A 26,244-nucleotide genomic window follows, 5' to 3' on the forward strand; every position below is an offset into this window, starting at 1 on the left:
GGGGCTGGAGGGTGCCGCATATCCAGCCCGGCCGGCATTTGAGGCCACGCCCGGAGGGCGTCCCGGGGGTCTGGGGGCTTGCCCCCCACGCGGCGGAGCCGCAAATGTCACAGCGGGAAGGGGCGGGGTGGGGAAAGGCGCCGCAGGCAACCCCGCTCCGCGCCGGCGACCGCCGCCCTGGCTTCGGCGGCCAAGGAGCGCCGGTCCGTCAGCGGAAGCAGCGGGTGAGAGGTGATCCGTACGGTCAGGGCAGACGCGCCCGCCACCCGCCGCAGCGAGGTGACGAAGCCCTCGTCGCCGAGGAACGCCGCCACCGTGCTGGGCGCGCCCAGTTGCTCGTACGCGATCGTCACCGGCCGGACCGCCGCCCCCGCGTCCACCGCCGCCTGGAACGCCGCCCGCCGGAACCGGCCGCCCGGTGCGTCGCACCACGTGGTGGCCTGGGGGAATACCAGCACGGACTCCCCCGAGCGCAGCGCCGACGCCAAGTCGGCCATGGCCGAGGGCAGTTCGCGCAGGCCATCGCGGTCGATGAAGCGCGTGCCCACCCGCCGCGCCAGGGTGCCGACGACCGGCCACCGGCCGATCTCCCGCTTGGCGAGGAGGGTCACGGGCTCCACGGCGAGTACGGCGACGACGTCGAGCCAGGAGATGTGGTTGGCCACGATCAGGGTGCCCGTACCGCTGCCGGGCACGGTCAGCGGTACCGGGCTCGCCGCCAGCCCTATGCCCAGAGCGGCCAGGATGCTTCTGGCCTGGCCCCGCAGCAGGTCCGGTTCGGCGAGCCGCTCGCCCCTCGATACGCCCCGGGCGATCGTGTACGCGAGCGCGGCGCAGCGGCGTACCGACTCCGCCACCGGCACCCGGGGAGCCGCATGGGCGGCGCAGTGCGGAGTGCAGCCCGCGTCCACGGCCCAGGGGCTGACGCCCCCCGGGTTCACGGAGTTCCGCCCAGGAAGAAGCGGCGGTAGCGGTCCCCCAGCCGGTCCATGTCCAGCAGAACGAAGAAGTCGGCGACGTCGAACTCGGGGTCATGCGTCGGCGCCCCGCACATCCACGCGCCGAGCCTGAAGTAGCCCCGCAGCAGCGGCGGCAGACCGGCGTAACTGGGCTGCTCCGCCGTCAGCCCGGCGGGCATCCACGGCCGGCGGGGGTGCACCCGCAGCTCGGGCGGTGACGAGTGCTTCGCCGTACCGAGCAGCCAGGCGCCGGCCGCGGCCCTGCCACCGTCCGACAGGGGTACGGAGGCGCAGCCGGCCAGGTAGCGGTGGCCGGAGAGCAGGACGTAACGGGCGAGCGCGGACCACATCAGGTTGATCACCGCGCCCGACCGGTGGTCCGGGTGTACGCAGGAGCGGCCGGCCTCGATCATGGCCGGGCGCAGGCCGTCGAGCGCCCGCAGATCGAATTCGCTGTCGGAGTAGGAGCGTTCGGTCCGTCCCGGCGGCAGCAGCCGGTAGGTGCCGACCACCTCGCCGGTCGTGCTGTCAGTGACGATCAGGTGGTCCACGAATTCGTCGTACGCGTCGATGTCGTGTCCGGGCAGGGGCGAGTCGAGGGTCGCGGCCATCTCCTCGCCGAAGACCCGGTACCGCAGCCGCTGCGCTGCCCGGATCTGCTCCTTGGAGTCCGCGATGGAGGTGACGTACGAACTGGTGAGGGCGGTGGCGGGGGCGGTGGTTATGGGGCGCATGGGGCGGCGTTCTCCGTCCGGTCGGGGCCGATCGCCAAAGGAGCATGGCGGCGGCGACGGTCGGGCCGGTGACAGGGAGGGCCGGCCGCCGGATCCGTGGAATGAACAGCGGGGTTCAGGGACCGGGCGGCTTTCGCCTTCGACGCGAGGGATGAGTAATACTCTCTGTATGGCTCCACGCATTACAAGCGTCCGGCGGGCGACCGCACGGGACGCTAGGCGGCTCACCCGGCTCGTGCGGAGTTCGCGCGCCTACGAGGGCCCGTACGCCCCGATGGTCGCGGGCTACCGGGTCGGGCCGGACTACATCGAGACGCACCGGGTCTTCGTGGCCGTCGACTCCGAAGACGACCGGGTGCTCGGGTTCTACTCTCTCGTGCTCGACCCGCCCGAGCTGGACCTGATGTTCGTCGCCGACTCCGCCCAAAGCCTCGGCATCGGCCGCCTGCTCGTCGCACACATGGTCGGCGAGGCGCGGGAGGCGGGGATCACCGGCGTGCGCGTGGTGTCGCACCCGCCCGCCGAGGGCTTCTACCTGAGCGTGGGCGCCGAGCGGACCGGAACCGAGCTCGCCAGTCCGCCCGCCGTGATGTGGGACCGCCCGGAGCTCGTTATTCCGGTTCGCTGACCCCGGTTGCGCGGCCATTGCGCGGCCATTCGGAGGACTGAGGGGACCGGACGGGAACTGAGCGGGGCGCGCAAGCGTTGGCGGATTGGGCAAAGAGATCGTCAAAGGGCGCGGCCCGCGCCGGATTGAGCAGGGATCTTCATGGGTGTCAGTCTCTCCAAGGGCGGCAACGTCTCGCTCTCCAAGGAGGCCCCCGGCCTGACCGCTGTCACGGTGGGCCTGGGCTGGGACGTACGCAGCACGACCGGGACCGACTTCGACCTCGATGCCAGCGCCCTGCTGGTCGATGTCAACAACAAGGTCGTGTCGGACCAGCACTTCGTCTTCTTCAACAACCTCAAGAGCCCCGACGGCTCGGTGGAGCACACCGGTGACAACCTCACCGGTGAGGGCGAGGGCGACGACGAGCAGATCAAGGTGGGCCTGTCGACGGTGCCCGCCGAGGTCGACAAGGTCGTCTTCCCGGTGTCGATCCACGAGGGCGAGAGCCGCGGCCAGAGCTTCGGCCAGGTGCGCAACGCCTTCATCCGGGTCATCAACCAGGCGGACAACAAGGAGCTCGCGCGTTACGACCTCTCCGAGGACGCCTCGACCGAGACCGCCATGGTCTTCGGCGAGCTCTACCGCAACGGCGCGGAGTGGAAGTTCCGTGCCGTCGGCCAGGGGTACGCCTCGGGCCTGCGCGGCATCGCGACGGACTTCGGCGTCAACATCTGATACGCCGCCGCGGGGCTGTCCGTGCCGGGAGACCGGTACGGACAGCCCGGTTGGCCGTGCGCGGCACCTTCCCACCAGTCCGACCAGTCGGTACGTTCCTGGGACCCGACTGCCGCCCGGAGGGCCCCATGAGCCAGCCCACGCCCCAGCCCGTGCCCGTACCGGAGATCCACGGCCACTGCGACGACCGGTTCGCCGCCGTGCGCACCGCGTTCGAGGAGAACTTCCGGGAGCGCGGGGAACTGGGCGCGGCCGTGACCGTGCTGGTCGACGGGGAGACCGTGGTCGACCTGTGGGGCGGCTGGGCCGACGCCGCGCGCAGCCGGCCGTGGGAGCGGGACACCCTGGTCAACGTGTGGTCGACGACCAAGGGCCCGACGGCGCTGTGCGCCCATCTGCTGTCCGACCGCGGGCTGCTCGACCTCGACGCCCCGGTCGCCTCGTACTGGCCGGAGTTCGCAGCCGCCGGCAAGGAAGCCATTCCCGTACGCCATCTCCTGTCGCACCGCGCGGGGCTGGCCGGGCTGCGTGAGCCGCACACCTTCGCCGAGCTGTACGACTGGGAGCTGACCTGCGCGCGGCTGGCGGCGACTGAGCCCTGGTGGGAGCCGGGCACCCAGTCCGGCTATCACGCGATCACGTACGGCTTCCTGGTCGGTGAGGTCGTCCGGCGCGTTACGGGCCTGCTTCCGGGGGAGTTCCTGCACCGGGAGGTCACCGGGCCGCTCGGCATCGACTTCACGATAGGGCTGCCGGAGAAGGAAGCCGGGCGGGCCGCCGAGCTGGTGCACCCCCGGGCCGAGCCCACCAGCGAGCAGGCGGCGCTGTTCGCCGCCCTGCAGCCGGTCGCCCTCGCGGCCCTGCTCAACCCTGGCCCTGGAGCGGCCCAGGCCAACACCCCCGAGTGGCGGGCCGCCGAGATCCCCGCGGCCAACGGCCACGGCACGGCCCGCGCGGTGGCCGCCCTGTACGAGATCTTCGCCCGCCGCGGCCGCTCCGGCGAGACCCGCGTGCTCTCCCCCGAGGCCGCCGAGCGGGCCCGCGAGGGGCAGGGCAGCTGCCGGGATCTGGTGCTCGGCGCGGGCTTCGGCCACGACACGGAGATCGGGCTCGGCCTGTGGCTGAGTGGCCCGCGCGGCTCGTACGGCCCCAACCCACGGGCCTTCGGCCACGACGGCTTCGGCGGCTCCTGCGGCCTCGCCGACCCCGAGGCGGGCATCAGCATGGGGTACGTCATGAACCGCATGGGACCGGACATCGCCGACGACCCACGAAAGATGGCACTGGTGGAAGCCGTTTACAGCACGCGCTGACAGCGTGGCGAAGCCGTCACTCAGTGGCCGCCGCCGAGTTCGCCGCTCAACGTGCCGTGCATCTTGGCGCTGTAGAGGTTCAGGCCGACGATCTCGACCGTCTTGCCCCGGTGTTCGTACTTCGTCGTGATCGCGTCCAGCGCGGCGACCGACGACGCGTCCCAGACGTGCGCAACCGTCAGGTCGATGACCACCCGCTCCGGTCCGCCCTTCGCGTAGTCGAACTGCTCGACCAGCTCGTTGGACGACGCGAAGAACAGCTCGCCGGTGACCGTGTAGACGATCCGGCCGCCGTCCTCGTCGGTGACAGCGGTGACATCGACCAGGTGCGCGACGCGCTTGGCGAAGATGACCATGGCCGTGATGGAACCGACGACCACACCGATGGCCAGGTTGTGCGTCGCCACCACGCACAGCACGGTGACGGCCATGACGGTGGTCTCGCCCAGCGGCATCCGCTTGAGCGTCTTCGGCGCGATGGAGTGCCAGTCGAACGTGGCCACCGAGACCAGGATCATCACCGCGACCAGTGCCGCCATCGGGATGTCCGAGACGACGGGCCCGAAGACGATGCACAGCACCATCAGGAAAACGCCCGCGAGGAACGTCGAGAGGCGGGTGCGCGCACCCGAGGCCTTGACGTTGATCATGGTCTGGCCGATCATCGCGCAGCCGCCCATGCCGCCGAAGAACCCGGTGACGATGTTGGCGATGCCCTGGCCGATGGACTCACGGGTCTTGCTGGAGTGCGTATCAGTGATGTCGTCGACCAGCTTGGCCGTCATCAGCGACTCCATCAGGCCCACCAGCGCCATCGCCAGCGCGTACGGCGCGATGATCTTCAGCGTCTCGAATGTGAACGGCACGTCCGGCAGGCCCGGGACCGGCAGGGACGACGGCAGGTCGCCCTTGTCCCCCACATTCGGTACGGCGATGCCCGCGGCCAGCGTGACCGTCGTAAGGATGACGATGGAGACCAGCGGCGCCGGAACCGCCCTGGTGATCCGGGGGAAGAGCACCATGAGCGCCAGCCCGGCAGCGACCAGCGGATACACCATCCACGGAACGTCGGTGAGCTCCGGCACCTGGGCCATGAAGATCAGGATCGCGAGCGAGTTGACGAATCCGACCATCACCGAGCGCGGCACGAACCGCATCAGTTTCGCAACGCCCAGCGCACCGAGAACGATCTGGAAGACGCCCGCGAGAATGACGCAGGCGATCAGATACCCGAGGCCGTATTCACGGTTGAGCGGGGCGATGACCAGGGCCACCGCTCCCGTCGCCGCCGAGATCATCGCCGGCCGGCCGCCGACGAACGCGATGGTGACGGCCATGGTGAACGAGGCGAAGAGACCGATGCTCGGGTCGACACCGGCGATGATCGAGAACGAGATCGCCTCGGGGATCAGCGCGAGCGCGACCACCAGCCCGGCCAGGAACTCGGTACGGAAGACCTTGGGGGAGAGCCAGACGGGGCGGACCGGGCGGGGCAGGGCGAAGGAGGGCAAGAGAATAGAGCCTGTCGTGCGCAGGGGGAACCGGGACCGGCATTCACCGGCGCGGAGCAACTCTACCCTGACGTTAGGGTAGAGATCGCGACGAGCGTACGACGACAGGCGTACGACGACGGACGAGAGGCCACCGGGCGTGGACAGCAAGCACATGCAGATCGGCGAGGTCGCGGCCAGGACCGAGCTGTCCCTGCGGACCATCCGGCACTACGAGGAGACCGGCCTGGTCACCCCGTCCGCCCGCTCCCAGGGCGGCTTCCGCCTCTACACCGAGGCCGACGTCGCGCGCCTGATGGTCGTACGCCGCATGAAGCCGCTCGGATTCACGCTGGACCAGATGCGGGACCTGCTGGACGCCACCGACCGGCTCGACGCGCCCGAGCCGCCGGCGGACGACGAGCGGGAGGCGCTGCTGGAGCGCGTACGGGGCTTCGAGCGGGCGGCCGCCGAGCGCGTGAGCGATCTGCGGACCCAGCTGGAACGAGCCGAGGAATTCGCCCGCACCCTGCACGAGCGCACGCCGTCGTCGCGGATGTTGCCGAAGTAACACCACGACCTTTATGCAACTTGTTGCACAACACGTCCCGCGTGGACTACACATTGCGGCATGAGTCCGACGACTGAGTACCCGCATCTCCTGAGCCCCCTCGACCTGGGCTTCACGACGCTCCCCAACCGCGTGCTGATGGGTTCGATGCACGTCGGACTCGAAGAGGCCGAGCGCGGCTTCGAGCGCATGGCCGAGTTCTACGCGACCCGCGCGCGCGGCGGCGTCGGCCTCATGGTCACCGGTGGCATCGCCCCCAACGACCGCGGCCGCCCCTACCCCGGCGGCGCGAAGCTGACCACGCCCGAGGAGGCCGCGCAGCACCGGCAGGTGACCGACGCCGTACACCGCGAGGGCGGCAGGATCGCGATGCAGATCCTGCACTTCGGCCGGTACGCCTACCACCCCGACCTCGTCGCCCCCAGCGCGATCCAGGCCCCCATCAGCCCGTACACCCCGAACGCCCTGACCGACGCCGAGGTCGAGGAGACCATCGAGGACTTCGTCCGTACGGCCGGACTCGCGAAGTCGGCAGGCTACGACGGCGTCGAGATCATGGGGTCCGAGGGCTACCTGATCAACGAGTTCATCGCCGCCCACACCAACCACCGCGACGACCGCTGGGGCGGCTCGTACGAGAACCGCATGCGCTTCCCGGTCGAGATCGTCCGCCGCGTGCGCGAGCACGTCGGCCCGGACTTCATCCTCATCTACCGGCTGTCGATGCTCGACCTGGTCCCCGGCGGCTCCTCCCTCGACGAGGTCATCACGCTCGCCCGTGAGGTCGAGGCGGCCGGCGCGACCATCATCAATACCGGCATCGGCTGGCACGAGGCCCGCATCCCCACCATCGCGACCTCCGTGCCGCGCGGCGCGTACGCCTGGGTGACCAAGCGGGTCATGGGCTCGGTCAACATCCCCCTCGTCACCACCAACCGCATCAACACCCCCGAGCTCGCCGAGGAACTGCTCGCCGACGGCTGCGCGGACATGGTCTCGCTCGCCCGCCCCTTCCTCGCCGACCCGGACTTCGTCGCCAAGGCGGCGGCCGGCCGCTCCGACTCGATCAACACCTGCATCGGCTGCAACCAGGCCTGCCTCGACCACACCTTCAGCGGCCTGATCACCTCCTGCCTGGTCAACCCGCGCGCCTGCCACGAGACCGAGCTGGTCCTCTCCCCCACCCGCCGCTCCAAGCGCGTCGCCGTCGTCGGCGCCGGTCCGGCCGGGCTCGCCTGCGCGGTGACGGCCGCCGAGCGCGGCCACACGGTGACGCTGTACGACGCCTCCGACGTGATCGGCGGCCAGCTCAACATCGCGCGCAAGGTGCCGGGCAAGGAGGAGTTCAACGAGACGCTGCGCTACTTCCGCAACCAGCTCGACGAGCACGGCGTAGAGGTACGTCTCGGCACGCACGCCACCGCCGAATCCCTCACCGCCGCCGGTTTCGACGAGATCGTCCTCGCCACCGGCGTCACCCCGCGCATTCCGCAGATCGACGGCATCGACCACCCCAGCGTCGTCAGCTACCTCGACCTCCTGCGCGACGACGCGAAGGCGGGCGACCGCGTCGCGGTCATCGGCGCGGGCGGCATCGGCTTCGACGTGGCGGAGTTCCTGACGGATACGTCGTCGGACCCGGCCGGCACCGACTCGGCGAGCCTCAGCCCCGAAGTGTTCTTCCGCCAGTGGGGCGTCGACATGGAGTACGGCACGCGCGGCGGCCTCCAGGCCCCGGTCCGCGCCCCGCAGACCCGCACCGTCACCCTGATCCAGCGCAAGGCCACGAAGGTCGGCGCCGGGCTCGGCAAGACCACCGGCTGGATCCACCGCACCGAGCTCAAGCACCGCGGCGTCACGATGGTCGCGGGCGCGGCGTACGACCGTATCGACGACGAGGGACTGCACGTCACGGTCGACGGCGAGCAGCGGCTGATCCCCGTCGACACGGTCGTCCTGTGCACCGGGCAGGAACCGCGCCGCGAGCTGTACGACACGCTGCTCGCCGCCGGGCTGCCCGTGCACCTCATCGGCGGCGCCGATGTCGCCGCCGAGCTGGACGCCAAGCGCGCGATCCGGCAGGGGACGGAGCTGGCGGCCACCCTGTGACGGGGAGCCCTGCCTAGGATGCGCTCATGTCCCTCCCGTACGCGATCCTCACCGCCCTGCTCGAAAAGCCGTCGTCCGGGCTGGAGCTGACCCGCAGGTTCGACAAGTCCATCGGCTACTTCTGGTCCGCCACGCACCAGCAGATATACCGCGAGCTGGCCAAGCTGGAGCAGTCCGGCGCGATCCGGGCCCTGCCCCAGCCGCAGCAGCCGACGCGCGGGCAGAAGAAGGAGTACGAGGTCCTGCCGGCCGGGCGCGACGAACTGGCCGCGTGGGTGGGGAAGATAGAGGATCCCAAGCCGATCCGCGACGCACTCCTGCTGCGCCTGCGCGCGGCGGGTGTCGTGGGCACGCAGGGCCTGGAGGCGGAGGTACGCCGCCATCTGGCAATCCACCGCGCACAGTTGGCGGAGTACCGCGCGATCGAGGAACGCGACTTCGGCGCGGGCAAGGACAGTCGGAGTGACCGGCTGCGGCATCTGGTCCTGCGCGCGGGGATCGACCTGGAGAGCTTCTGGGTCGGCTGGCTGGAGGCGGCGCAGGCTGAGCTCGACGACCTCGAAGAAACGGCTGCGGATGCGCGTACGGGCCCGGAATCCACGCCCTGAGCGGGGAGATTCCGGGCCCGTGCCGTACGCGGCGGTCAGCCCTTGTTCTGGGCCGCCCAGAACTCGTCGAAGGTGAGCTTGCCGTCACCGTTGCCGTCGTGGGAGTTGATCACGGCCTGGGCCACCGTCTCGGTGACGTAGGGGTCACCGAGCTGCGCCATGACGCTCTTGTACTCGACCGCCGAGATCGCCCCGTCCCCGTTGAGGTCGTACCGCTCGAAAGCCTTGCGCGCCGACTCGATGTCCGCCATGGATGGACCCACCCCTTCTGGTGCTGATCAGAACCCGCACAGATTATCGGGCCGGTCACGGGCCCTGCCGGGCACCCGGGTTCGGTGGTGGCGCGCTGAAGTATTTCTCCGTAAAACTCTCCGCGCGGGACAGTGGGGTTTTCGCCCCAAAGTGCTGAGTTCCGGCCAATACCCGGGGCCGCTTCGTAACTCTCCGCCGACGGGCGATAACTTCATGGCGTCGTCGCCACACCAGGAGCACAGGGCTCCCCGGGACTAGCGGCGCCAAGGGCGTTTCCATCAGTGGCCATTACGACTGACGCATTCACGATCCAGCCCTACACCCCCCAACGCCGCACCATCTGCTCCGGGGGCGACCACGCCCCGATAGCCACGGACGACGAATTCCGCGAGAGCTGCGACGCGATGGTGGAGCACTTCCGTGACGGCCCGTCAGCGCTTTGCCTGTGCCGTCGTAAAACCCGATGCCTACGGAAGGACTGCGGACGATGACCGACAAGCTGCTTGAATTCCCCCTCTCCCGACGGGGCGACGTACTCCCCGAAGAGTGTTCCTGGCTCCGCGAGCAGCAGCCCGTGGCCCGGGTGCGCACACTCACCGGTGACAGCGCCTGGCTGGTGAGCAGCTACGCGCTGGCCAAACAGGTGCTGGAGGACGAGCGGTTCAGCCTCAAGGACACGGCCACCCCCGGCGTGCCCCGGCAGTACGCGATGACCATCCCGCCCGAGGTGGTCAGCAACATGGGGAACATCAACAGCGCCGGGCTGCGCGGTGCGGTGATGAAGGCGCTCAACCCGCGTGCCGGCGTAGGGCTGGACGGCTGGCTTCGCGTCACGGCGGACCGGCTCATCGACGACCTGATGGCCTGGGGGCCGCCGGTGGACCTCCGGGCGGGGTTCGCCGATCCCTTCTCGGCGGCGCTGCACTGCAAGGTTCTCGGGGTGCCGTTCGAGGACTGGCCGCGGCTCATGTCGAGCCTGGACATCGCGTTCATGACCAGCGCGCACCCCTTCGAGGGCTCGAAGCTCAACTGGTACAAGGACGTCGGCTACATGGTGGAGCGGCTGAACGCTCCCGTGTCCGAACGCTCGGGGCTGCTCGGTGAGCTGGCGGCGCTGCGCGAAGACGCCGAGTCGGCGCATCTGACGGACGAGATGCTCGCCACGGTCGCCGCCTCGCTGTTCGGCGCGGGCGCGGTCTCGACCTCCGCCTTCCTGGTGCTGGCGGTGCTCGCGCTGCTCCAGCGGCCGGAGCTGATCGGGTATCTGCGCAACCATCCCGACCGGATGGGCCGGGCCGTCGACGAGCTGTTGCGCTGGAATCTGTCGATCGGCGACGGCCTGCCCCGGCTCGCGCTCGCCGACGTACAGCTCGGTGACGTTCTCGTACGCAAGGGAGATCTGGTCCTGGTCCTCGTCGAGGGCGCCAACTTCGACCCGGAGGTCTTCGAGGACCCCGAGAAGCTGAACCTGAACCGCGAACACAACCCGCATCTGTCCTTCGGCGGCGGCCGGCACTTCTGCCCGGCGTCGGCGCTGGGGCGCGCGCACGCGGAGACGGCTCTGGCGGCGCTGGTGGACCGGATGCCGCGGCTGGGGCTCGCGGTGCCGGCGGAGCAACTGGTGTGGCGTACGGGCTTCATCAAGCGCTTGCCGGAGCGGTTGCCGGTGCTCTGGTAGGGGGCCGGGAGCAGGTAAGCGGGGTTTCGCCCCGGGCCCCGCTCCTCGAACGCCTCAGCGGCTGGAGGTTCAGCGGAAGATACCCGTGTGGCCCAGCGAGTAGCGGCCCGGCTGCGGGTAGACCGCCAGGCCGTGCGGGCCGCCGCCGACCGGGATACGGGCGAGCTGCTTGCCGGTGGTGGTGTCGATCGCGTACACCTCCGAGTCGTACCGCCCGGACAGCCACAGCACCTTGCCGTCCGCCGAGACACCGCCCATGTCGGGGCTTCCGCCGTCCGGCAGGTGCCACTTCTTCGTCAGCTTGTTCTTCGCGAAGTCGAAGACGGAGACGGAGCCCTCGCCCCGGTTGGATACGTACATCTCCTTGGAGTCGCGCGAGACGTACAGCCCGTGGCAGCCCTTGCCGGTCGGCAGCAGCTTGGGGGTGGTGAACTTCGCGCCGTCCAGGACCCACATGCCGTGCGCCATCATGTCGGCGATGTAGATCGTCTTGCCGTCGGGCGAGATCTTCACGTCCTGCGGCATCGCGCCCTCGAACGGAAGCTTCTGCTGGCCGACGACCTGCATCTTCTCGGTGTCGACCTTCAGCAGCTCGCCGGAGAACTCGCAGGAGACGACGAAGTAGCGCCCGTCGGCGGAGAAGTCGGCGTGGTTCACGCCCGCGCAGCTCACCGGCACGGTTTTGACGCGGTCCATGGTGTGCGGATCGCGGAAGACCAGTTCGCGGTCCATCGACGCCATGACCACGGCGTACCTGCCGTTGGGCGTGAAGTAGAGGTTGTACGGGTCGTGCACCTCCACCGGCTTGCCCACCTTGCCTGTGGCGGGGTTGATCGGGGTGAGGGTGTGGCCGCGGTTGTTGTTGACCCACAGGGTCTTCATGTCCCAGGACGGGACGACGTGCTGCGGCTGGATGCCCACCGGGATCGTCTCGATGACCTTGTACGTCTTGGGGTCGATCACCGACACCGTGTTGGAGTTGGTGTTGGGGACGTAGACGCGCGACGGGAAGTCCTTGACGACCGGTGACAGCTGGTTCGGCCGGTCCGCGGCGTACACGTCCTTGGTGTCGAGCACCGGCGGCATCCCCGGCAGTCCGGGCGGCGCGGTCTTCTTCACCTTGGCGGGCGGCGCTACGCCCTTGGTGCCGCGGGCCTCGGCCGGGCCTGAGGGGTCGGCGCAGCCCGCGAGGGCCGCCAGGAGGGCGCCGGCGAGCAGCGCGGTCGTACGTCGGGTGATCGTCGTCATCGGGTCAGCAGCTCCGTGGTCGTCACCGCGCGCAGGCCGCGGCGGTCGAGTTCGTCGAGGAGGGCGGGCAGGGCGGTGACCGTGTCCGCGTAGCCGAGGTGCAGGCTCACCACGGATCCGTTGCGGATTTCCCCGGCGATTTTCCGGGTGACGGCCGGGGCGCCGGGAGAGGTGAAGTCGAGCGAGTCGACGTCGTACGAGAGGACGTGCGGATAGCCCGCCCGGCGCGCCAGCCGCTGCACGAGCGGGGTGGCGTACTGGGTGCGCGATGGGCGGAACCAGGTGCCGATGGAGCCGGTGAGCCGGCGCAGCCGGTCCGCGCAGCCGCTGATCTCGGCGTACGCCTCCCGCTCCCCCATGGCCGAGATGGTGAGGTGGCGCCGGGTGTGGTTGCCGAGGTCGTGGCCGCCGTCGAGGATCCGGCGGGCGAGCGCCGGATGGGCGTCGAGCCAGCTGCCGACCGCGAGGACGGTGAGGCGGGCGCCGGCCCGCTCGGCCTCGGCGAGCACGGCCTTCGCGATGGCCGGGTCGCCCTGCCCGTGGAAGGTGAGGGCGATGCGGGGGCGGTCGCGCGGGCCGTGGGTGATCTGGACGGGCAGGCCGGGGAAACGGTGGGGGCTGGGGCGGGGCGCGGCGCGGCGGGCGGTACGGGGAGCGACGGTACGGAAGCGGGTGACCCGGCGCCCGCGCCGCAGCTGGTGGCGAGCGCTGCCGCGACGGCCGCCCCGGCGGCTCCCGCTCCCGCGCGCAGCACGCTGCGGCGGCATGTCAGTGTCACGCGCCCCATTTAAGGGGTAATGCGACCAAAAAGTAACGATTGAGCCAATTCGGGGCCTAGCGGGTCGTCTTACGGCGAGCCGCTCCGCACCCGTTCCGGGTATGGATCCACTCACCTGCGCTCATATTTATGCGCGTATTACCAGGCGAGTGGCTCAACTCACCTTTGATTCATCTTAAGAGTGCCCCATCTTGCACGGTTTGCCCCAGGGTGGGCTTTTGGCGCCGTGCTCACCTGTCTGCCATAGTCAGCGCCACGACCCCCATTGACCCGGGCCAGGTCGTCGTCACAGCGGCCGTGGATCACACCCCCTCGTTCCACGGCGCTCCACAAAAGCCCCCGAAGAGCCGCACCCCGGCCGCAGGGGGCTTTTGTGTACCCGTCAGCTCGCCGTACCGTCAGCGCTCGACGATGCGGTCAGAGACCCGCATCTCGAACCAGGTGGTCTTGCCGCGCGGCAGCAGATCCACGCCCCACCGGTCGGAGAGCTTGTCGACGAGGAAGAGCCCGCGGCCGCTGGTGTCGAGTTCGCGCACGGGCATCAGACACGGCAGGCCGCGCGACGGGTCGCGCACCTCGATCCTTATCCAGCCCCTGCGGCGCAGCATGCGCAGCCCGAAGACGCGGGCGCCGGTGTGCCGCACGGCGTTGCCCACGAGCTCCGAGACGAGCAGCACCGCGTACTCCGCGGTCTGCGGGGAGAGCCCCCACTGGCGGAACACCACGCAGTGCGTGAGCCGCCGCGCCGTGGCCGCCGACTCCGGACGAGAAGGCAGCCGGACTTCCTCATCCGTCGGATTCCCGAACAACTCCACTGCTTTGAACGCTTGTTCGTCCTCTACGGTCGGCGTCCACCGCGCGGCAGTCGCGCTGCCGCGCGGCCGCGGTTGTTCCACACCCTCCAGCCCCGACATGCCACCATCATGGCCGCCCGCGAGGCCGTCCGGGGCCGTTCCGGGGGAATCGGCCCCCCGGAACACCCCCGCCCGAGGGTGCGGGTTGGCATATGCCAGTGGCAGCAAAGCGCCCACCGCACCCCTTATGACCTGCGGTGACATAACGCGTACGGCCGGTCACCGAAACCCCCCCACAAGGCGCCCTTCATGCTGCGTTAAGACTGGGTTAAACCCCCCGTGAGGATTACCCGCCAACTTCACGCCAACTTGCCGTGCATCAGAGAAACTTGGCCTTGCCGGGCCCCTCCTCGACAAAACTGCGCATGCCGCGCTCCCGGTCCTCGGTGGCGAACAGCCCCGCGAACCAGTTGCGTTCGATGGTGAGCCCGGTGTCCACGTCCGTCTCCAGCCCCGCGTCGACGCACTCCTTGGCCGCCCGCAGCGCCATCGCGGGGCCCTGCGCGAGCTTCGCGGCCCAGGCGTGCGCCTGCTCGTACACCTCGGCGGCCGGCACGACCCGGTCGACCAGGCCGATCGCCAACGCCTCGTCGGCGCGCACCTGGCGCCCGGTGAAGATCAGGTCCTTGGCCTTGGAGGGGCCGACCAGCCGCGCGAGCCGCTGCGTGCCGCCGGCGCCGGGGATCAGGCCGAGCAGGATCTCGGGCTGGCCGAGCTTGGCGTTGTCGCCGGCGATACGGAAATCGGCGCACAGGGCGAGCTCGCAGCCGCCGCCCAGCGCGTAGCCGGTGATCGCGGCGACTACGGGCTTCGGGATGCGGGCGACCGCGGTGAACGAGTCCTGGAGGGCCTTGGAGCGTACGACCATCGCCGCATGGTCCATCACCTGCATCTCCTTGATGTCCGCGCCGGCCGCGAACACCTTCTCGCCGCCGTAGATGACCACGGCGCGCACGTCGTCGCGCCGGGTCGCCTCCTCGGCGAGCTCGCGCAGCCGGTCCTGGGTGGCGATGTCCAGTGCGTTCATCGGGGGGCGTGCCAGGCGGATGGTGCCGACGCCCTCGGAGACTTCGAGATTCACAGTCATACGAGCGAGGTTAGCCCCCGTTAACGACAACGGGCCCGGTGCTGTGAACAACAGCACCGGGCCCGTACGTACGGCGTGTGTTACTTCTTCCACTCCGCCCAGGACATGTTCCAGCCGTTGAGGCCGTTGTCCGGCTGGATCTGCTTGTCGTGGGAGTTCTTCACGACGACCACGTCACCGAGGATCGAGTTGTTGAAGAACCAGGCGGCCGGGGTCTGCTTGTCCCATCCGCCCCGCACGTCCCGCAGCCCCACGCACCCGTGGCTGACGTTGGCCGACCCGAAGGTGCCCGCGCCCGCCCAGTAGTTGCCGTGGATGAAAGTGCCCGAGGTGGACAGGCGCATCGCGTGCGGCACGTCCTTGATGTCGTATTCGCCGCCGAAGCCGACGGTGGCGCCGTTCATGCGCGTCACCCGGTACTTCTCGCTGATGACCATCTGGCCGTTGTACGTCGTCGTCGACGGGGCGCCCGCGGTGATCGGGATGGTCTTGAAGACCTTGCCGTCGCGCTTGACAACCATCTTCTTGGCGCTGGCGTCCACGACGCTGACCTGACTGCGGCCGACCGTGAACTTCACCGTCTTCGACTGCTTGCCGTACACGCCGGGCCGGCCCTCGACGCCGTCGAGGTTGAGCTTCAGCGTCACCTTGGTGCCCGCCGCCCAGTACTTCTCGGGGCGGAAGTCGAGGCGGTCGTTGCCGAACCAGTGGCCCTCGATCGGCACCGACGGCTCCGCCGTGACCTTGATGGCCTTCTCTACGTCCTCCGGTGCGGTGATGCCGCGGCTGAAACGCAGCGAGACCGGCATTCCGACGCCGACCGTCGAGCCGTCCTCGGGCGTGAAGTAGCTGACGAAGGTGTTCTTCGGTACGAGCGTCGTGAAGGTGGTGTCCTTCGCGGACTCACGGCCCTCGGAGTCCTTCGCGATCGCGTGGACCTTGTACTTGGTCGCGGCGGCGAGGTGGTGCGTCGGCTCCCAGACGGCGCCGCCCGCGGTGATCTTTCCCTCGACCTCGTTGCCCTTGGTGTCCTCGACCGTGACGGACGTCAGCTTGCCCTTGTCCGCGCCGATCCTCAGAGCGCCGCTCGTGGCGACGTTCTTCGCCTCGTCCTTGGGCGCGATCGTCACCACGGCCTGCGACGCCTTGGTGTCGGCGGCCTTCCCCGCCCCGTCCTTCTCGCCCTTGCCGTCGCCACCGCCGGAGTCACCGCTTCCCCCGCACGCCGTGACGAACAGCAGCATCGCCCCCAGCAGCAGGGCCAGCAGTCCCGGCCCCCCGCGCCGAGATCCGCGCCCCCGCCGGGCTCCGGCCGATGTCCCCAATATCGGCTGCCTTTTCACTTTTCGTTCTCCCCTCGCACGGCCCGGCCTCAGCCATGGCCCGCACCCCCACCGCGCGGCAACCGCGCGCCTGGTGAATGGTAATCACACCGGTCGCGTCCCGGGATCCCGGTATATGTCACCGTTCAGTTCCAAGTACCCGCGAGAGCGGGGAGGGAGAATCACTTCACCGCGGAACCGGCCTTCCAGCGGTCCCAGTCCATGTTCCAGCCGCCGAGGCCGTTGTCGGGAGCGACCTGCCGGTCGCGGGAGTTCACCACTTCCACCACGTCCCCGATGAGCGTGCGGTCGAAGAACCAGCCGCCCGGAGTGTCCGGACTGCCGCCTTTCACATCGCGCAGCCCGATGCATCCATGGCTCGTGTTGGCCGATCCGAACGTCTTCGCCGGAGCCCAGTAGTTGCCGTGCAGGAAGGTCCCCGAAGCCGTCAGCCGCATCGCGTGCGGTACGTCCGGGATGTCGTACTCGCCGCCGAAGCCGACGGTCCTGCCGTCCATCCGGGTGACGTCGTACAGCTCGGTGACGACCATCTTTCCGTTGTACGTCGTGCTCTTCGGCGCCCCCGCGCTGACCGGCACACTCACCGGCTTCTCGCCGTCGCGCCGTACGACCATGGTGTGTGCCTCCGCGTCCACCGTGGACACCTGGGAGCGGCCGACCGTGAAACCGACGGCCTTGTGCTGGATGCCGAACACGCCGGGGGCGGCCTCGACGTCGCGCAGCCGCAGGTCGACGCTGACGCGGGTGCCCGGTTTCCAGTAGTCGCGCGGCCTGAAGTCGAGGCGCTGGTTGCCGAACCAGTGGCCCGACACCTCCACCGGCGGCTGGGAGGTGACCTTGATGGCGCGTTCGACGGCGGCGCGGTTGACGACGGCACGGTTGAAGGAAAAAGAAACGATCATTCCGGTGCCGACGGTGGACCGGTTCTCCGGCTTGAAGTACCCGATGAACCGGTGCTCGGGGACGACCGTCGTGAACGAGGTGCGCCGGGCGGAGCGCCGGCCGTGTCCGTCGAGGGCGACCGCGTCGACCGTGTACTTGGCGGCCAGCCGCAGCGGTCCGGCGTCCGGCCGCCAGCTCAGCCCGTCGTCCGCGATCCGGCCGGTGACCTCGTGCTGATCGGCGTCCTCGACCCGTACGACCTGAACCCGCTCCAGTTGTCCGTCGGGGACCTTCACCTCGATACGGCCGTCGGCCCTGATTCCCGTCGCGCCGTTCTCGGGAACGATCCGGATGTGGTCCTTGGGCGAACGCGGCTTCCCGCCGAACAGCGAATCGCCGTCGGCCGTGCATCCCGCGAGCCCGGCGATCAGTCCCGCCCCTGCCAGTAGGGCGGTCAGGGCCGCCCGTGCGCGTCTCACTGCGTCTCTCACGTCCGGCCCAACGACCGCCCCCCTCCAGGGGAAACGTGAGTACGAGCCCCGTTACGGGAAGAACAGGTGGGAGGACCACGCGAGGGGGCCACGGCCGGGACGCCGTACGCCTCAAGGATCCGCCGGTCCCAACGAGCCGCGGGAGGCTTACAGGTGTCCAGCGCAGCCGAGCAGGAGGCAGTACAGGAGGCGGTGCCGGCAGCGGTGCCCGAGGCGGTGAGCGACAGCCGCCCCGCGGCCGCCCCGGCCGCGGTCAACGGGCGGCGCCCTGGCCACGCCCCGGGCCGGCCACGCGTGTGGCCGGGCGCGCCGACTCCGCTGGGGGCACGCTTTCGCGTCGGCCCCGACGGTGTCGCGGGCACCAATTTCGCACTGTGGGCGGGCGGGGCCGAGGCCGTCGAGGTGTGCCTCTTCGACGAGGACGGCAACGAGACGCGCTGCCCGCTGACCGAGCTGACCCACGAGATCTGGCACGGCTTCCTACCGGGCGTACGGGCGGGGCAGCGCTACGGCTTCCGTGTGCACGGCCGCTGGGACCCGTGGACCGGCGCGCGCTGGAACCACGCGAAGCTGCTGCTCGACCCGTACGCGCGGGCCGTCGATGGCGACTTCACACTGCCGGGGGAGGTGTACGGGCACGTCAGGGACTGGCCCCAGCAGAACGTCGCGGACACCGTGCGCGACGGCCGGGACTCGGCGCCGTTCGTGCCCAAGGGCGTGGTGGTGCACGATGACGCGCCCGACGACGACTGGGTGGACGACCGGCGGCCCAAGACGCCGTGGGCGGACTCCGTCATCTACGAACTGCACGTGCGCGGCTTCACCAAACTGCATCCGGGCATTCCGGAGGAGCTGCGCGGTACGTACGCCGGACTGGGGCATCCGGCCGCGATCGAGCATCTCCAGCGGCTGGGGGTGACGGCGGTCGAGCTGCTGCCGGTGCACCAGTTCGCCCACGAGGACCACCTGCTGCGGCGCGGCCTGCGCAACTACTGGGGCTACAACTCCATCGGTTACTTCGCGCCGCACGCCGCCTACGCGGCGTCGGGGACGGGCGGGCAGCAGGTCGGCGAGTTCAAGGAGATGGTGCGGGCCCTGCACGCCGCCGGCATCGAGGTCATCCTCGACGTGGTCTACAACCACACGGCGGAGGCGGGTGAGCTGGGGCCCACGCTGTCGCTGCGCGGCATCGACAACCGCGGCTACTACCGGCTCCAGAACGACGCCAGACGGTACGCCGACTACACGGGCTGCGGGAACACCCTGCACGTCGTACAGCCGAACGTCCTGCGGCTGATCACCGACTCGCTCCGGTACTGGGTCTCCGAAATGGGCGTGGACGGCTTCCGCTTCGACCTCGCGGCGGCGCTCGCACGCTCGATGCACGACGTCGACATGCTGTCGCCCTTTCTCGCGGTGATCGCGCAGGACCCGGTGCTGCGCCGGGTGAAGCTGATCGCCGAGCCGTGGGACGTGGGGAACGGCGGCTACCAGGTGGGCGCTTTCCCCCCGCTCTGGACCGAGTGGAACGACCGCTACCGGGACGCCGTACGGGACTTCTGGCGGGGCGCGCTGCCGGATGTCCGGGACCTGGGCTACCGGCTGTCGGGGTCGAGCGATCTCTACGCGTGGGGCGGCCGTCGCCCGTACGCCTCGGTCAACTTCATCACCGCGCACGACGGCTTCACACTGCGGGACCTCGTGTCGTACCACCAGAAGCACAACGCGGCGAACGGGGAGGGCAACCGGGACGGGACGAACGACAACCGTTCGTGGAACTGCGGCGCGGAAGGGGAGACCGAGGACGCCGGGGTGAACGCCCTGCGCCGGCGGCAGCTGCGGAACCTGGTGACGACGCTGCTGCTGTCGACGGGCGTGCCGATGCTGGTCGCGGGCGACGAGATGGGGCGTACGCAGGGCGGCAACAACAACGCGTACTGCCAGGACAACGAGGTCAGCTGGATCGACTGGTCGCTGCTGGATGACCCCGGCTGGCGGGAGCTCTTCGAGCTGACGTCCCGTCTGCTGGCGCTGCGGCACGCGCATCCGGTGCTGCGGCGCCGCGCGTTCTTCTCGGGGCGCGCGCAGGCGGCGGACGGGCTGCGCGACCTGGCGTGGTTCACCCCGCGCGGCGGGGAGATGACGCAGCAGGACTGGTACGCCCCGGCCCCTACCGTGGGCTTCTACCTGTCCGGCCGTGACATTCCGGGACGCGACGCGCGCGGAGCGAAGATCACGGACGACAGCTTTCTCGCCGTACTGCACGCGGGGGACAGTCCGGTGAGTTTCGTGCTGCCGGGGCCGCCGTGGGCGCGGACGTACGAACTGGTCGTGGACACGTCGCAGGAGAGCCAGGAAGCGGCGCCGGGGACGGTGCACCCGGCGGGCGGGACGATCACCGTGCCGGGCAGATCGGTGCTTCTGCTGAAGGCGAGGTCGGCGTAAATTCGCTGAGCGCTGTCAGTGGTGAACCGTACGCTCGATCCTGATGACCGGAACGGATGCACCACCTGCCAAGGACAGATCGGCCGTACGTTCACTGCTGCGCCTGTGGCCCTACGTGCGCCCGGTGCGCACACGCCTGGCCTGCGCGGCGTTCGTCGCGGTGCTGGCCTCCTGCCTCGGCCTGGTCATCCCACTGGTCCTGAAGTGGATCGTGGACGGTCCGGTCGCGGACCGGGACCCGGGCGGGGTGTGGCTCGGCGCGCTGTACCTGCTGCTGCTCGGGATCACGGAGGCGGCGCTCTTCGGGCTGCGGCGGTGGCTGGTGGCGCGGCCGCTCGCCGGGGTGGAGGCGGCGATGCGGGGCGATCTGTACCGGCATCTGCAACGGCTGCCGGTGGCTTTCCACGACCGGTGGCCGTCGGGGCAGCTGCTGTCGCGCGGGACCACGGATCTGATGCTGCTGCGGATGTTCCTGGCGTTTCCGCTGACGTTCCTGCTGGTCAACGGGGTGACGATCCTGGTCGGTTTCGTCATCCTGCTGCAACAGCAGTGGTCGCTGGGGCTGGTGCTGCTGGCGCCCGTGATTCCGCTGGTGATGCTGTGCTTTGCCTTCGAGTCGAAGTACTCACTGGTCGCGCGGCGTTCCCAGGACCAGGTCGGCGACCTGACGACGGTCGTCGAGGAGAGCGTGCTCGGAATCCGCGTCATCAAGGGGTTCGGCCGGCACCGCAGTCAGGCCCAGGCCTTCCGTGAGCTGTCGCTGACGCTGCGGGGCACGGAGCTGACGAAGGCCCGGCTGCTGGCCGGCATCTGGGCCGTCATCACGGCTCTGCCGGAACTGGCGATCGGCGCGGCGCTGGTGCTCGGCACGGTGCAGGTCGCCGACGGCGAGCTGTCGGCGGGCACGCTGGTGGCGTTCCTGTCGACGGCGCTGGCGCTGCGCTGGCCGGTGGAGTCGATCGGCTTCCTGCTCGCGATCAGCCAGGACGCGGCGACGGCGACCGAGCGGTACTTCGAGGTGATGGACGCGCGGGAGGAGACGGAGGAGGGCGCGCCGCTGGTTACGGCAGCTCCTGTCCGGGACGGGATCGTCTTCGAGGGGGTCGAGTTCCGGTACCCCGACGCGTCCCCCGGAACTCCGCCCGTCCTGGCCCACATCGATCTGCACGTACGGCCGGGCGAGACGATGGCCCTCGTCGGCGCCACCGGCAGCGGCAAGACGACGCTCACCACGCTCGTACCGAGGCTGCACGAAGTGACGGGCGGGCGGATCACGCTCGACGGGCAGGACATCACGGCGATACCGCGCGAGCGGCTGCGGGAGCTGGTGTCCGTCGCCTTCGAGGAGCCGACGCTGTTCTCGGCGACTGTCGGGGAGAACGTCCTGATGGGCGCGGGCGGCAACGCGGAAGAAGCCGACCTGGACCGGGCCCTGGACACCGCGCAGGCCGGCTTCGTACACCGGCTGCCGCAGGGCACGGCCACGCAGGTCGGTGAGCAGGGGCTGAGCCTGTCCGGCGGTCAGCGGCAACGGCTGGCGCTGGCCAGGGCGGTGGTGGGCAGGCCGCGTTTCCTCGTGCTCGACGATCCACTGTCGGCGCTCGACGTGCATACGGAGGCGCTGGTGGAGGCGGCGCTGCGGCAGGTCCTGGCGGACACGACCGCGCTCGTCGTCGCGCACCGCCCGTCCACCGTGCTGCTCGCGGACCGGGTGGCGCTGCTCTCCGCCGGCCGCATCACGGCCGTCGGCACCCACCACGAACTGCTGCACAGCAGCGCGGAGTACGCGTGGCTGATGTCGGGGACGTCCGACGGCCGGCCCGTCGGCGAAAGGGGGGCCAAGACATGACCACCACCGCGGACGGCCAGGCGGACGGTCGGGCGGACGCCGACGACGCGGCCGGGGCGAGGGCGGGCACCGGGACCGCAGCGGAGCCCGGGACGGAAGCCGGAGGCGGGGAGCGGGGTGGGGATTCCTTTGACCGGGACGCGTTGCCCGCGCCCAGAGGGGCGACGGGGGCGCTGCTGCGGTCGCTGCTGCGGCCCCGGCGGGTCAGGGTCGGCGTAGCCACGCTTCTCCTGCTGCTCCAGCAGGCGGCGGTGCAGGCGGGGCCGCTGCTCGTCGCGTACGCCATCGACCGCGGCGTACCGGCCCTGCGGCGCGACGACTTCGGGCCGCTGGTCGCCGTCGCGGCCGGCTATCTGCTGTGCTCGGTCGGCGCGGGCCTGCTCCAGTACGCCTTCATCCGGCTCGCCGCCCGCGTCAACCAGGACGTACTCCTCGATCTGCGCGGCAGGATCTTCCGGCACGCGCAGGCGCTGAGCGTCGACTTCCACGAGCGGTATACGTCCGGGCGGCTGATCTCGCGGTCGACGACCGACGTGGAGTCGCTGCGGCAGCTGCTCAGCGAGGGTTTGCAGGAACTGATCGGCGTCATCCTCTCCTGCGTCTACATCTGCGCGCTGCTGCTGTATCTCGACGCGGGGATCGGCGGGCTGGCGGTGTTGTCCTTCGTACCGCTGTATCTGCTCATCCGGCGTTACCGCGCCCGCGTCTCCGTCATCTTCAGCAAGCGGTCGACGGCGATCGCCGCCGTCATCGTGAAGTTCGCTGAGACGATGAACGGCATCCGGCCGGTACGGGCGTTCCGGCGCGAGCGGGCGAACGACGCCGAGTTCCGTGTGCTCAACCACCGCCACGAGCGGACGAACGGCGACGGCCTGCTGGAGATGGCCCAGTACGTCGTCGGCTCCCGGCTGGTCGCCAACACCGCGGTCGCCGGGATGGTCCTGTGGGGCGCCTACCAGGTCGCGGACGGCAGGCTGGAGCTCGGCGTCCTCGCCGCCTCCGTGCTCTACCTGCGGCGGCTGTACGACCCGATCGACCGGCTCGGGATGTTCCTCAACTCCTACCAGTCGGCCGCCGCTTCCCTGGAGAAGATCGCGGGCCTGCTCGCCCAGACCCCGACCGTCCGCGAACCGGCCGAGCCGCGTGAACTGCCCGCCCTCGGGGACGGCGGGCCGGGCCGCGAGGTCGTCTTCGACGACGTCAGCTTCGCCTACCGCACCGGCGGCGAGGTCCTGCCGCGCTTCAGCCTGACGCTGCCCGCCGGCCAGACCGTCGCCGTCGTCGGATCGACGGGCGCGGGCAAGTCGACGCTCGCCAAGCTGCTGGCCCGCTTCTACGATCCGACCGGGGGCCGCGTCCTCCTCGACGGCACCGACCTGCGCGATCTCGCCGTGGCCGAGCTGCGGCGCGGGGTGGTGATGGTGACCCAGGAGGCGTTCCTGTTCTCCGGTACGGTCGCCGAGAACATCGCCATCGGCCGCCCGGACGCCACCCGCGAGGACATCGAGCGGGCCGCGAAGGCGATCGGCGCGCACGACTTCATCAGCGGCCTGCCCGAGGGGTACGACACGGACGTACGCAAGCGGGGCGGCCGCATCTCGGCCGGTCAGCGGCAGCTGGTCGCCTTCGCCCGCGCGTTGCTGGCCGACCCCGCGGTGCTGATCCTCGACGAGGCGACGTCGTCCCTGGACGTCCCGGGCGAGCGGGCGGTGCAGCGCGCGATGGACACGGTGCTGCGCGGGCGTACGGCCGTGGTGATCGCGCACCGGCTGTCGACGGTGGAGATCGCCGACCGGGTGCTGGTCATGGAACACGGCCGCATCGTCGAGGACGGCTCCCCCAGCGAACTCATCGGCGGCACGGGCCACTTCGCCGGCCTGCACCGGGCCTGGCGAGACAGCCTGGCCTGATGTCGCGCTCCGGCGCGGCCATACTGCCTCGCGGTGAACAGCCCGCGAAGCGTCCGCTCAGCGAACATGACTATTCGGGCAACGGACGAATTCCGGCCAACTTCTTGACGCGGTCCTGACAGGGGGTCCTCACCCCTGTCACTCTTCCCCCGTTCCGCGCTTCACCTTGCTCCGCACGGCTCTGCCCGGGCAGCCCACCCAAGCCGCCCGCCACCCCCCTTGCAGAAGGAGTTCGCGTGAGATCCACGCCCAGACGACGTGCCACCGCGACCGGCGCGCTGCTCACAGCCGCAGCACTGCTCACCGTCGGCGTACAGGCCGGCACCGCATCGGCCGGCGATCCCCAGGCCGCCGCCCCGAAGACCGTCGCAGCGGGGAAGGCCGACCCCGGCGCCCTGCCCGCGAAGCTCTCCCCCGCCCAGCGTGCGGAGTTGATACGCGAGGCCAACGCCACCAAGGCGGCCACCGCCAAGGACCTCGGGCTCGGCGCCAAGGAAAAGCTCGCCGTACGCGACGTCGTCCAGGACCGCGACGGGACCACCCACACGCGGTACGAGCGTACGTACGACGGACTCCCCGTCCTCGGCGGTGACTTGATCGTCGCCGAGACCAAGGCGGGCAAGACGGAGGGCGTGACCAAGGCCTCCAAGGCGCAGCTCAAGTCCATCGACATGAGCGCCGAGGTCGCCCCCGCCGTCGCGGAGAAGCAGGCGCTGGGCGCCGCGAAGGCCGAGGGGTCGAAGAAGACCGAGGCGGACCGTGCCCCGCGCAAGGTGGTGTGGATGGGGCAGGGCAAGCCCACACTCGCGTACGAGACGGTCGTCGGCGGCCTCCAGCACGACGGCACCCCGAACGAGCTGCACGTCGTCACCGACGCCTCCACCGGCAAGAAGATCTACGAGTGGCAGGCCATTCACAACGGCACCGGCAACACCCAGTACAGCGGCCAGGTGACGGTGGGCTCCGCCCCCTCGTACACCCTCACCGACACCGGGCGCGGCAACCACAAGACGTACAACCTGAACAGGGGTACGTCGGGCACCGGCACCCTCTTCTCGGGCCCGGACGACGTCTGGGGTGACGGTACCCCGCAGAACCTGGAGACGGCGGGTGCCGACGCGGCGTACGGGGCTGGCCTGACCTGGGACTACTTCAAGAACGTGCACGGCCGCAGTGGCATCCGCGGTGACGGCGTCGGCGCGTACTCCCGGGTCCACTACGGCAACGCGTACGTCAACGCCTTCTGGTCGGACTCCTGCTTCTGCATGACGTACGGCGACGGTGCGAACAACGCCAAGCCGCTGACCTCGATCGACGTCGCCGCGCACGAGATGACGCACGGCATCACCTCCAACACCGCCGGTCTGGTCTACAGCGGTGAGTCGGGCGGCCTCAACGAGGCGACGTCCGACATCTTCGCGGCGGCGGTCGAGTTCAACGCCAACAACCCCAAGGACGTCGGCGACTACCTGGTCGGCGAGAAGATCGACATCCGGGGCAACGGCACGCCGCTGCGCTACATGGACAAGCCCAGCCGGGACGGCTCGTCGAAGGACGCCTGGTACTCGGGCATCGGCAGCATCGACGTCCACTACTCGTCCGGTCCGGCGAACCACTGGTTCTACCTGCTCTCCGAGGGCAGCGGACCGAAGACCGTCAACGGGGTCAGCTACGACTCGCCGACCTCCGACGGGCTGCCGGTGACCGGCATCGGCCGGGAGAAGGCCGCGCAGATCTGGTTCAAGGCGCTGACGACGAAGTTCGGGTCGTCGACGAACTACGCGGGTGCGCGGACCGGGACGCTCGCGGTCGCCGGTGAGCTGTACGGCACCACCAGCGCGGAGTACAAGGCCGTGGCGGACGCGTGGGCCGGCGTCAACGTCGGGACGCGGCCGGGCGGTGGCGACCCGGGGACGGGCACGTCGTTCGAGAACACCACCGATGTCCCGATCCCGGACAACGGCGCGGCGGTCACCTCGTCGGTCACCTCGACCAAGACGGGTGCGGCGCCGAGCACGCTCAAGGTGGGCGTGGACATCGTTCACACGTGGCGCGGTGACCTGGTCATCGACCTGCTGGCGCCGGACGGTACGGCGTACCGGCTGAAGGGCTCCAGCGGCTCGGACTCCGCGGACAACGTCAAGGAGACGTACACGGTGAACGCGTCGTCCGAGACGGCCAACGGGGTCTGGAAGCTGAAGGTCCAGGACGTGGCGGCGCAGGACACCGGCTACATCAACAGCTTCAAGGTGACGTTCCCGTAGTAACGGCGGGAACGGATCGAGCGGCCCCGGAGGA

The 26,244-nt window shown here is 70.1% G+C and carries 20 protein-coding genes and 1 pseudogene; 11 read left to right on the forward strand and 10 right to left on the reverse strand.

Annotation, left to right across the window (positions count from 1 at the left end):
- Positions 1-107: 107 nt before the first annotated feature.
- Entirely contained in the window at positions 108-941 is an 834-nt protein-coding gene (locus tag J7E96_RS03655; RefSeq protein ID WP_215127350.1) for a 1-acyl-sn-glycerol-3-phosphate acyltransferase, read from the reverse strand.
- Positions 938-1,693, reverse strand: coding sequence for a GNAT family N-acetyltransferase (locus tag J7E96_RS03660; RefSeq protein WP_215127352.1), 756 nt, complete (start codon positions 1,691-1,693; stop codon positions 938-940). The genes J7E96_RS03655 and J7E96_RS03660 overlap by 4 nt, the downstream gene beginning before the upstream one ends.
- 169 nt (positions 1,694-1,862) lie before the next feature.
- Between J7E96_RS03660 and J7E96_RS03665 the strand changes: the two genes are divergently transcribed.
- The 3 genes from J7E96_RS03665 to J7E96_RS03675 all read left to right on the forward strand — a co-directional run bounded on the left by J7E96_RS03665 (position 1,863) and on the right by J7E96_RS03675 (position 4,351).
- On the forward strand, positions 1,863-2,321 hold the full coding sequence (locus tag J7E96_RS03665) for a GNAT family N-acetyltransferase (RefSeq protein WP_251069329.1): 459 nt from the start codon (positions 1,863-1,865) through the stop codon (positions 2,319-2,321).
- Between the two features lie 141 nt (positions 2,322-2,462).
- Positions 2,463-3,038 (forward strand): TerD family protein, encoded by a 576-nt coding sequence (locus J7E96_RS03670; RefSeq protein ID WP_215127355.1) that lies wholly within the window; start codon positions 2,463-2,465, stop codon positions 3,036-3,038.
- Positions 3,039-3,166: 128 nt separating this feature from the next.
- Positions 3,167-4,351 carry a serine hydrolase domain-containing protein gene (locus tag J7E96_RS03675; protein WP_215127357.1) on the forward strand — a complete coding sequence of 395 codons (1,185 nt, stop codon included), beginning with the start codon at positions 3,167-3,169 and terminating at the stop codon, positions 4,349-4,351.
- Between the two features lie 20 nt (positions 4,352-4,371).
- Here J7E96_RS03675 and J7E96_RS03680 read toward each other — a convergent pair whose 3' ends face one another.
- Entirely contained in the window at positions 4,372-5,862 is a 1,491-nt protein-coding gene (locus J7E96_RS03680; RefSeq protein ID WP_251069330.1) for a SulP family inorganic anion transporter, read from the reverse strand.
- Positions 5,863-6,001: 139 nt separating this feature from the next.
- Between J7E96_RS03680 and J7E96_RS03685 the strand changes: the two genes are divergently transcribed.
- From J7E96_RS03685 to J7E96_RS03695, 3 genes are read left to right on the forward strand one after another with little or no spacing between them, the layout of a single operon-like run.
- Entirely contained in the window at positions 6,002-6,412 is a 411-nt protein-coding gene (locus J7E96_RS03685) for a MerR family transcriptional regulator (RefSeq protein ID WP_215127359.1), read from the forward strand.
- 60 nt (positions 6,413-6,472) lie between these two features.
- Positions 6,473-8,521: an NADPH-dependent 2,4-dienoyl-CoA reductase gene (locus J7E96_RS03690; RefSeq protein ID WP_215127361.1), complete on the forward strand. Its 2,049-nt coding sequence runs from the start codon at positions 6,473-6,475 to the stop codon at positions 8,519-8,521.
- 26 nt (positions 8,522-8,547) lie between these two features.
- Complete coding sequence (locus J7E96_RS03695) at positions 8,548-9,129, forward strand: PadR family transcriptional regulator (RefSeq protein ID WP_215127363.1); 582 nt, start codon at positions 8,548-8,550, stop codon at positions 9,127-9,129.
- Between the two features lie 35 nt (positions 9,130-9,164).
- Here the strand turns inward: J7E96_RS03695 and J7E96_RS03700 are convergent, their stop codons facing one another.
- Positions 9,165-9,380, reverse strand: a complete 216-nt coding sequence (locus tag J7E96_RS03700) for an EF-hand domain-containing protein (RefSeq protein ID WP_215127365.1) — start codon at positions 9,378-9,380, stop codon at positions 9,165-9,167.
- A 488-nt stretch (positions 9,381-9,868) separates the two neighbouring features.
- Between J7E96_RS03700 and J7E96_RS03705 the strand changes: the two genes are divergently transcribed.
- Entirely contained in the window at positions 9,869-11,059 is a 1,191-nt protein-coding gene (locus J7E96_RS03705) for a cytochrome P450 (protein ID WP_215127367.1), read from the forward strand.
- Between the two features lie 69 nt (positions 11,060-11,128).
- On the opposite strand, the gene J7E96_RS03710 is transcribed toward J7E96_RS03705, so the two are convergent.
- The 6 genes and pseudogenes from J7E96_RS03710 to J7E96_RS03735 all read right to left on the reverse strand — a co-directional run bounded on the left by J7E96_RS03710 (position 11,129) and on the right by J7E96_RS03735 (position 17,730).
- Entirely contained in the window at positions 11,129-12,307 is a 1,179-nt protein-coding gene (locus tag J7E96_RS03710) for a YncE family protein (RefSeq protein WP_215127368.1), read from the reverse strand.
- Positions 12,304-13,094, reverse strand: a pseudogene (locus tag J7E96_RS03715) (polysaccharide deacetylase family protein). The gene J7E96_RS03710 and the pseudogene J7E96_RS03715 overlap by 4 nt, the downstream one beginning before the upstream one ends.
- A gap of 389 nt (positions 13,095-13,483) precedes the next feature.
- The gene (locus J7E96_RS03720) at positions 13,484-13,999 is read right to left on the reverse strand and encodes an ATP-binding protein (RefSeq protein WP_215127372.1); all 516 of its coding nucleotides are present in this window, start codon (positions 13,997-13,999) and stop codon (positions 13,484-13,486) included.
- A 259-nt stretch (positions 14,000-14,258) separates the two neighbouring features.
- Positions 14,259-15,026, reverse strand: coding sequence for an enoyl-CoA hydratase/isomerase family protein (locus J7E96_RS03725; RefSeq protein WP_215127373.1), 768 nt, complete (start codon positions 15,024-15,026; stop codon positions 14,259-14,261).
- Positions 15,027-15,106: 80 nt separating this feature from the next.
- On the reverse strand, positions 15,107-16,369 hold the full coding sequence (locus tag J7E96_RS03730) for an Ig-like domain-containing protein (RefSeq protein WP_215127375.1): 1,263 nt from the start codon (positions 16,367-16,369) through the stop codon (positions 15,107-15,109).
- Positions 16,370-16,530: 161 nt separating this feature from the next.
- Positions 16,531-17,730 carry an Ig-like domain-containing protein gene (locus J7E96_RS03735; protein WP_308295825.1) on the reverse strand — a complete coding sequence of 400 codons (1,200 nt, stop codon included), beginning with the start codon at positions 17,728-17,730 and terminating at the stop codon, positions 16,531-16,533.
- Between the two features lie 165 nt (positions 17,731-17,895).
- Here J7E96_RS03735 and glgX point away from each other — a divergent pair, with 165 nt between their 5' ends.
- From glgX to J7E96_RS03755, 4 genes are all read left to right on the forward strand, one after another.
- Positions 17,896-20,187 (forward strand): glycogen debranching protein GlgX, encoded by a 2,292-nt coding sequence (gene glgX / locus J7E96_RS03740; protein WP_215127379.1) that lies wholly within the window; start codon positions 17,896-17,898, stop codon positions 20,185-20,187.
- Between the two features lie 43 nt (positions 20,188-20,230).
- Complete coding sequence (locus J7E96_RS03745) at positions 20,231-22,036, forward strand: ABC transporter ATP-binding protein (RefSeq protein ID WP_215127381.1); 1,806 nt, start codon at positions 20,231-20,233, stop codon at positions 22,034-22,036.
- Positions 22,033-23,946 carry an ABC transporter ATP-binding protein gene (locus J7E96_RS03750; RefSeq protein ID WP_215127382.1) on the forward strand — a complete coding sequence of 638 codons (1,914 nt, stop codon included), beginning with the start codon at positions 22,033-22,035 and terminating at the stop codon, positions 23,944-23,946. Before J7E96_RS03745 ends, J7E96_RS03750 begins: the two co-directional genes overlap by 4 nt.
- A gap of 236 nt (positions 23,947-24,182) precedes the next feature.
- A complete protein-coding gene (locus tag J7E96_RS03755; RefSeq protein ID WP_215127384.1) occupies positions 24,183-26,210 on the forward strand; it encodes a M4 family metallopeptidase in 2,028 nt (675 codons plus the stop codon).
- Positions 26,211-26,244 lie beyond the last annotated feature (34 nt).

It is taken from the genome of Streptomyces sp. ISL-96 (assembly GCF_018614035.1).
Taxonomy (GTDB): Bacteria; Actinomycetota; Actinomycetes; order Streptomycetales; family Streptomycetaceae; genus Streptomyces.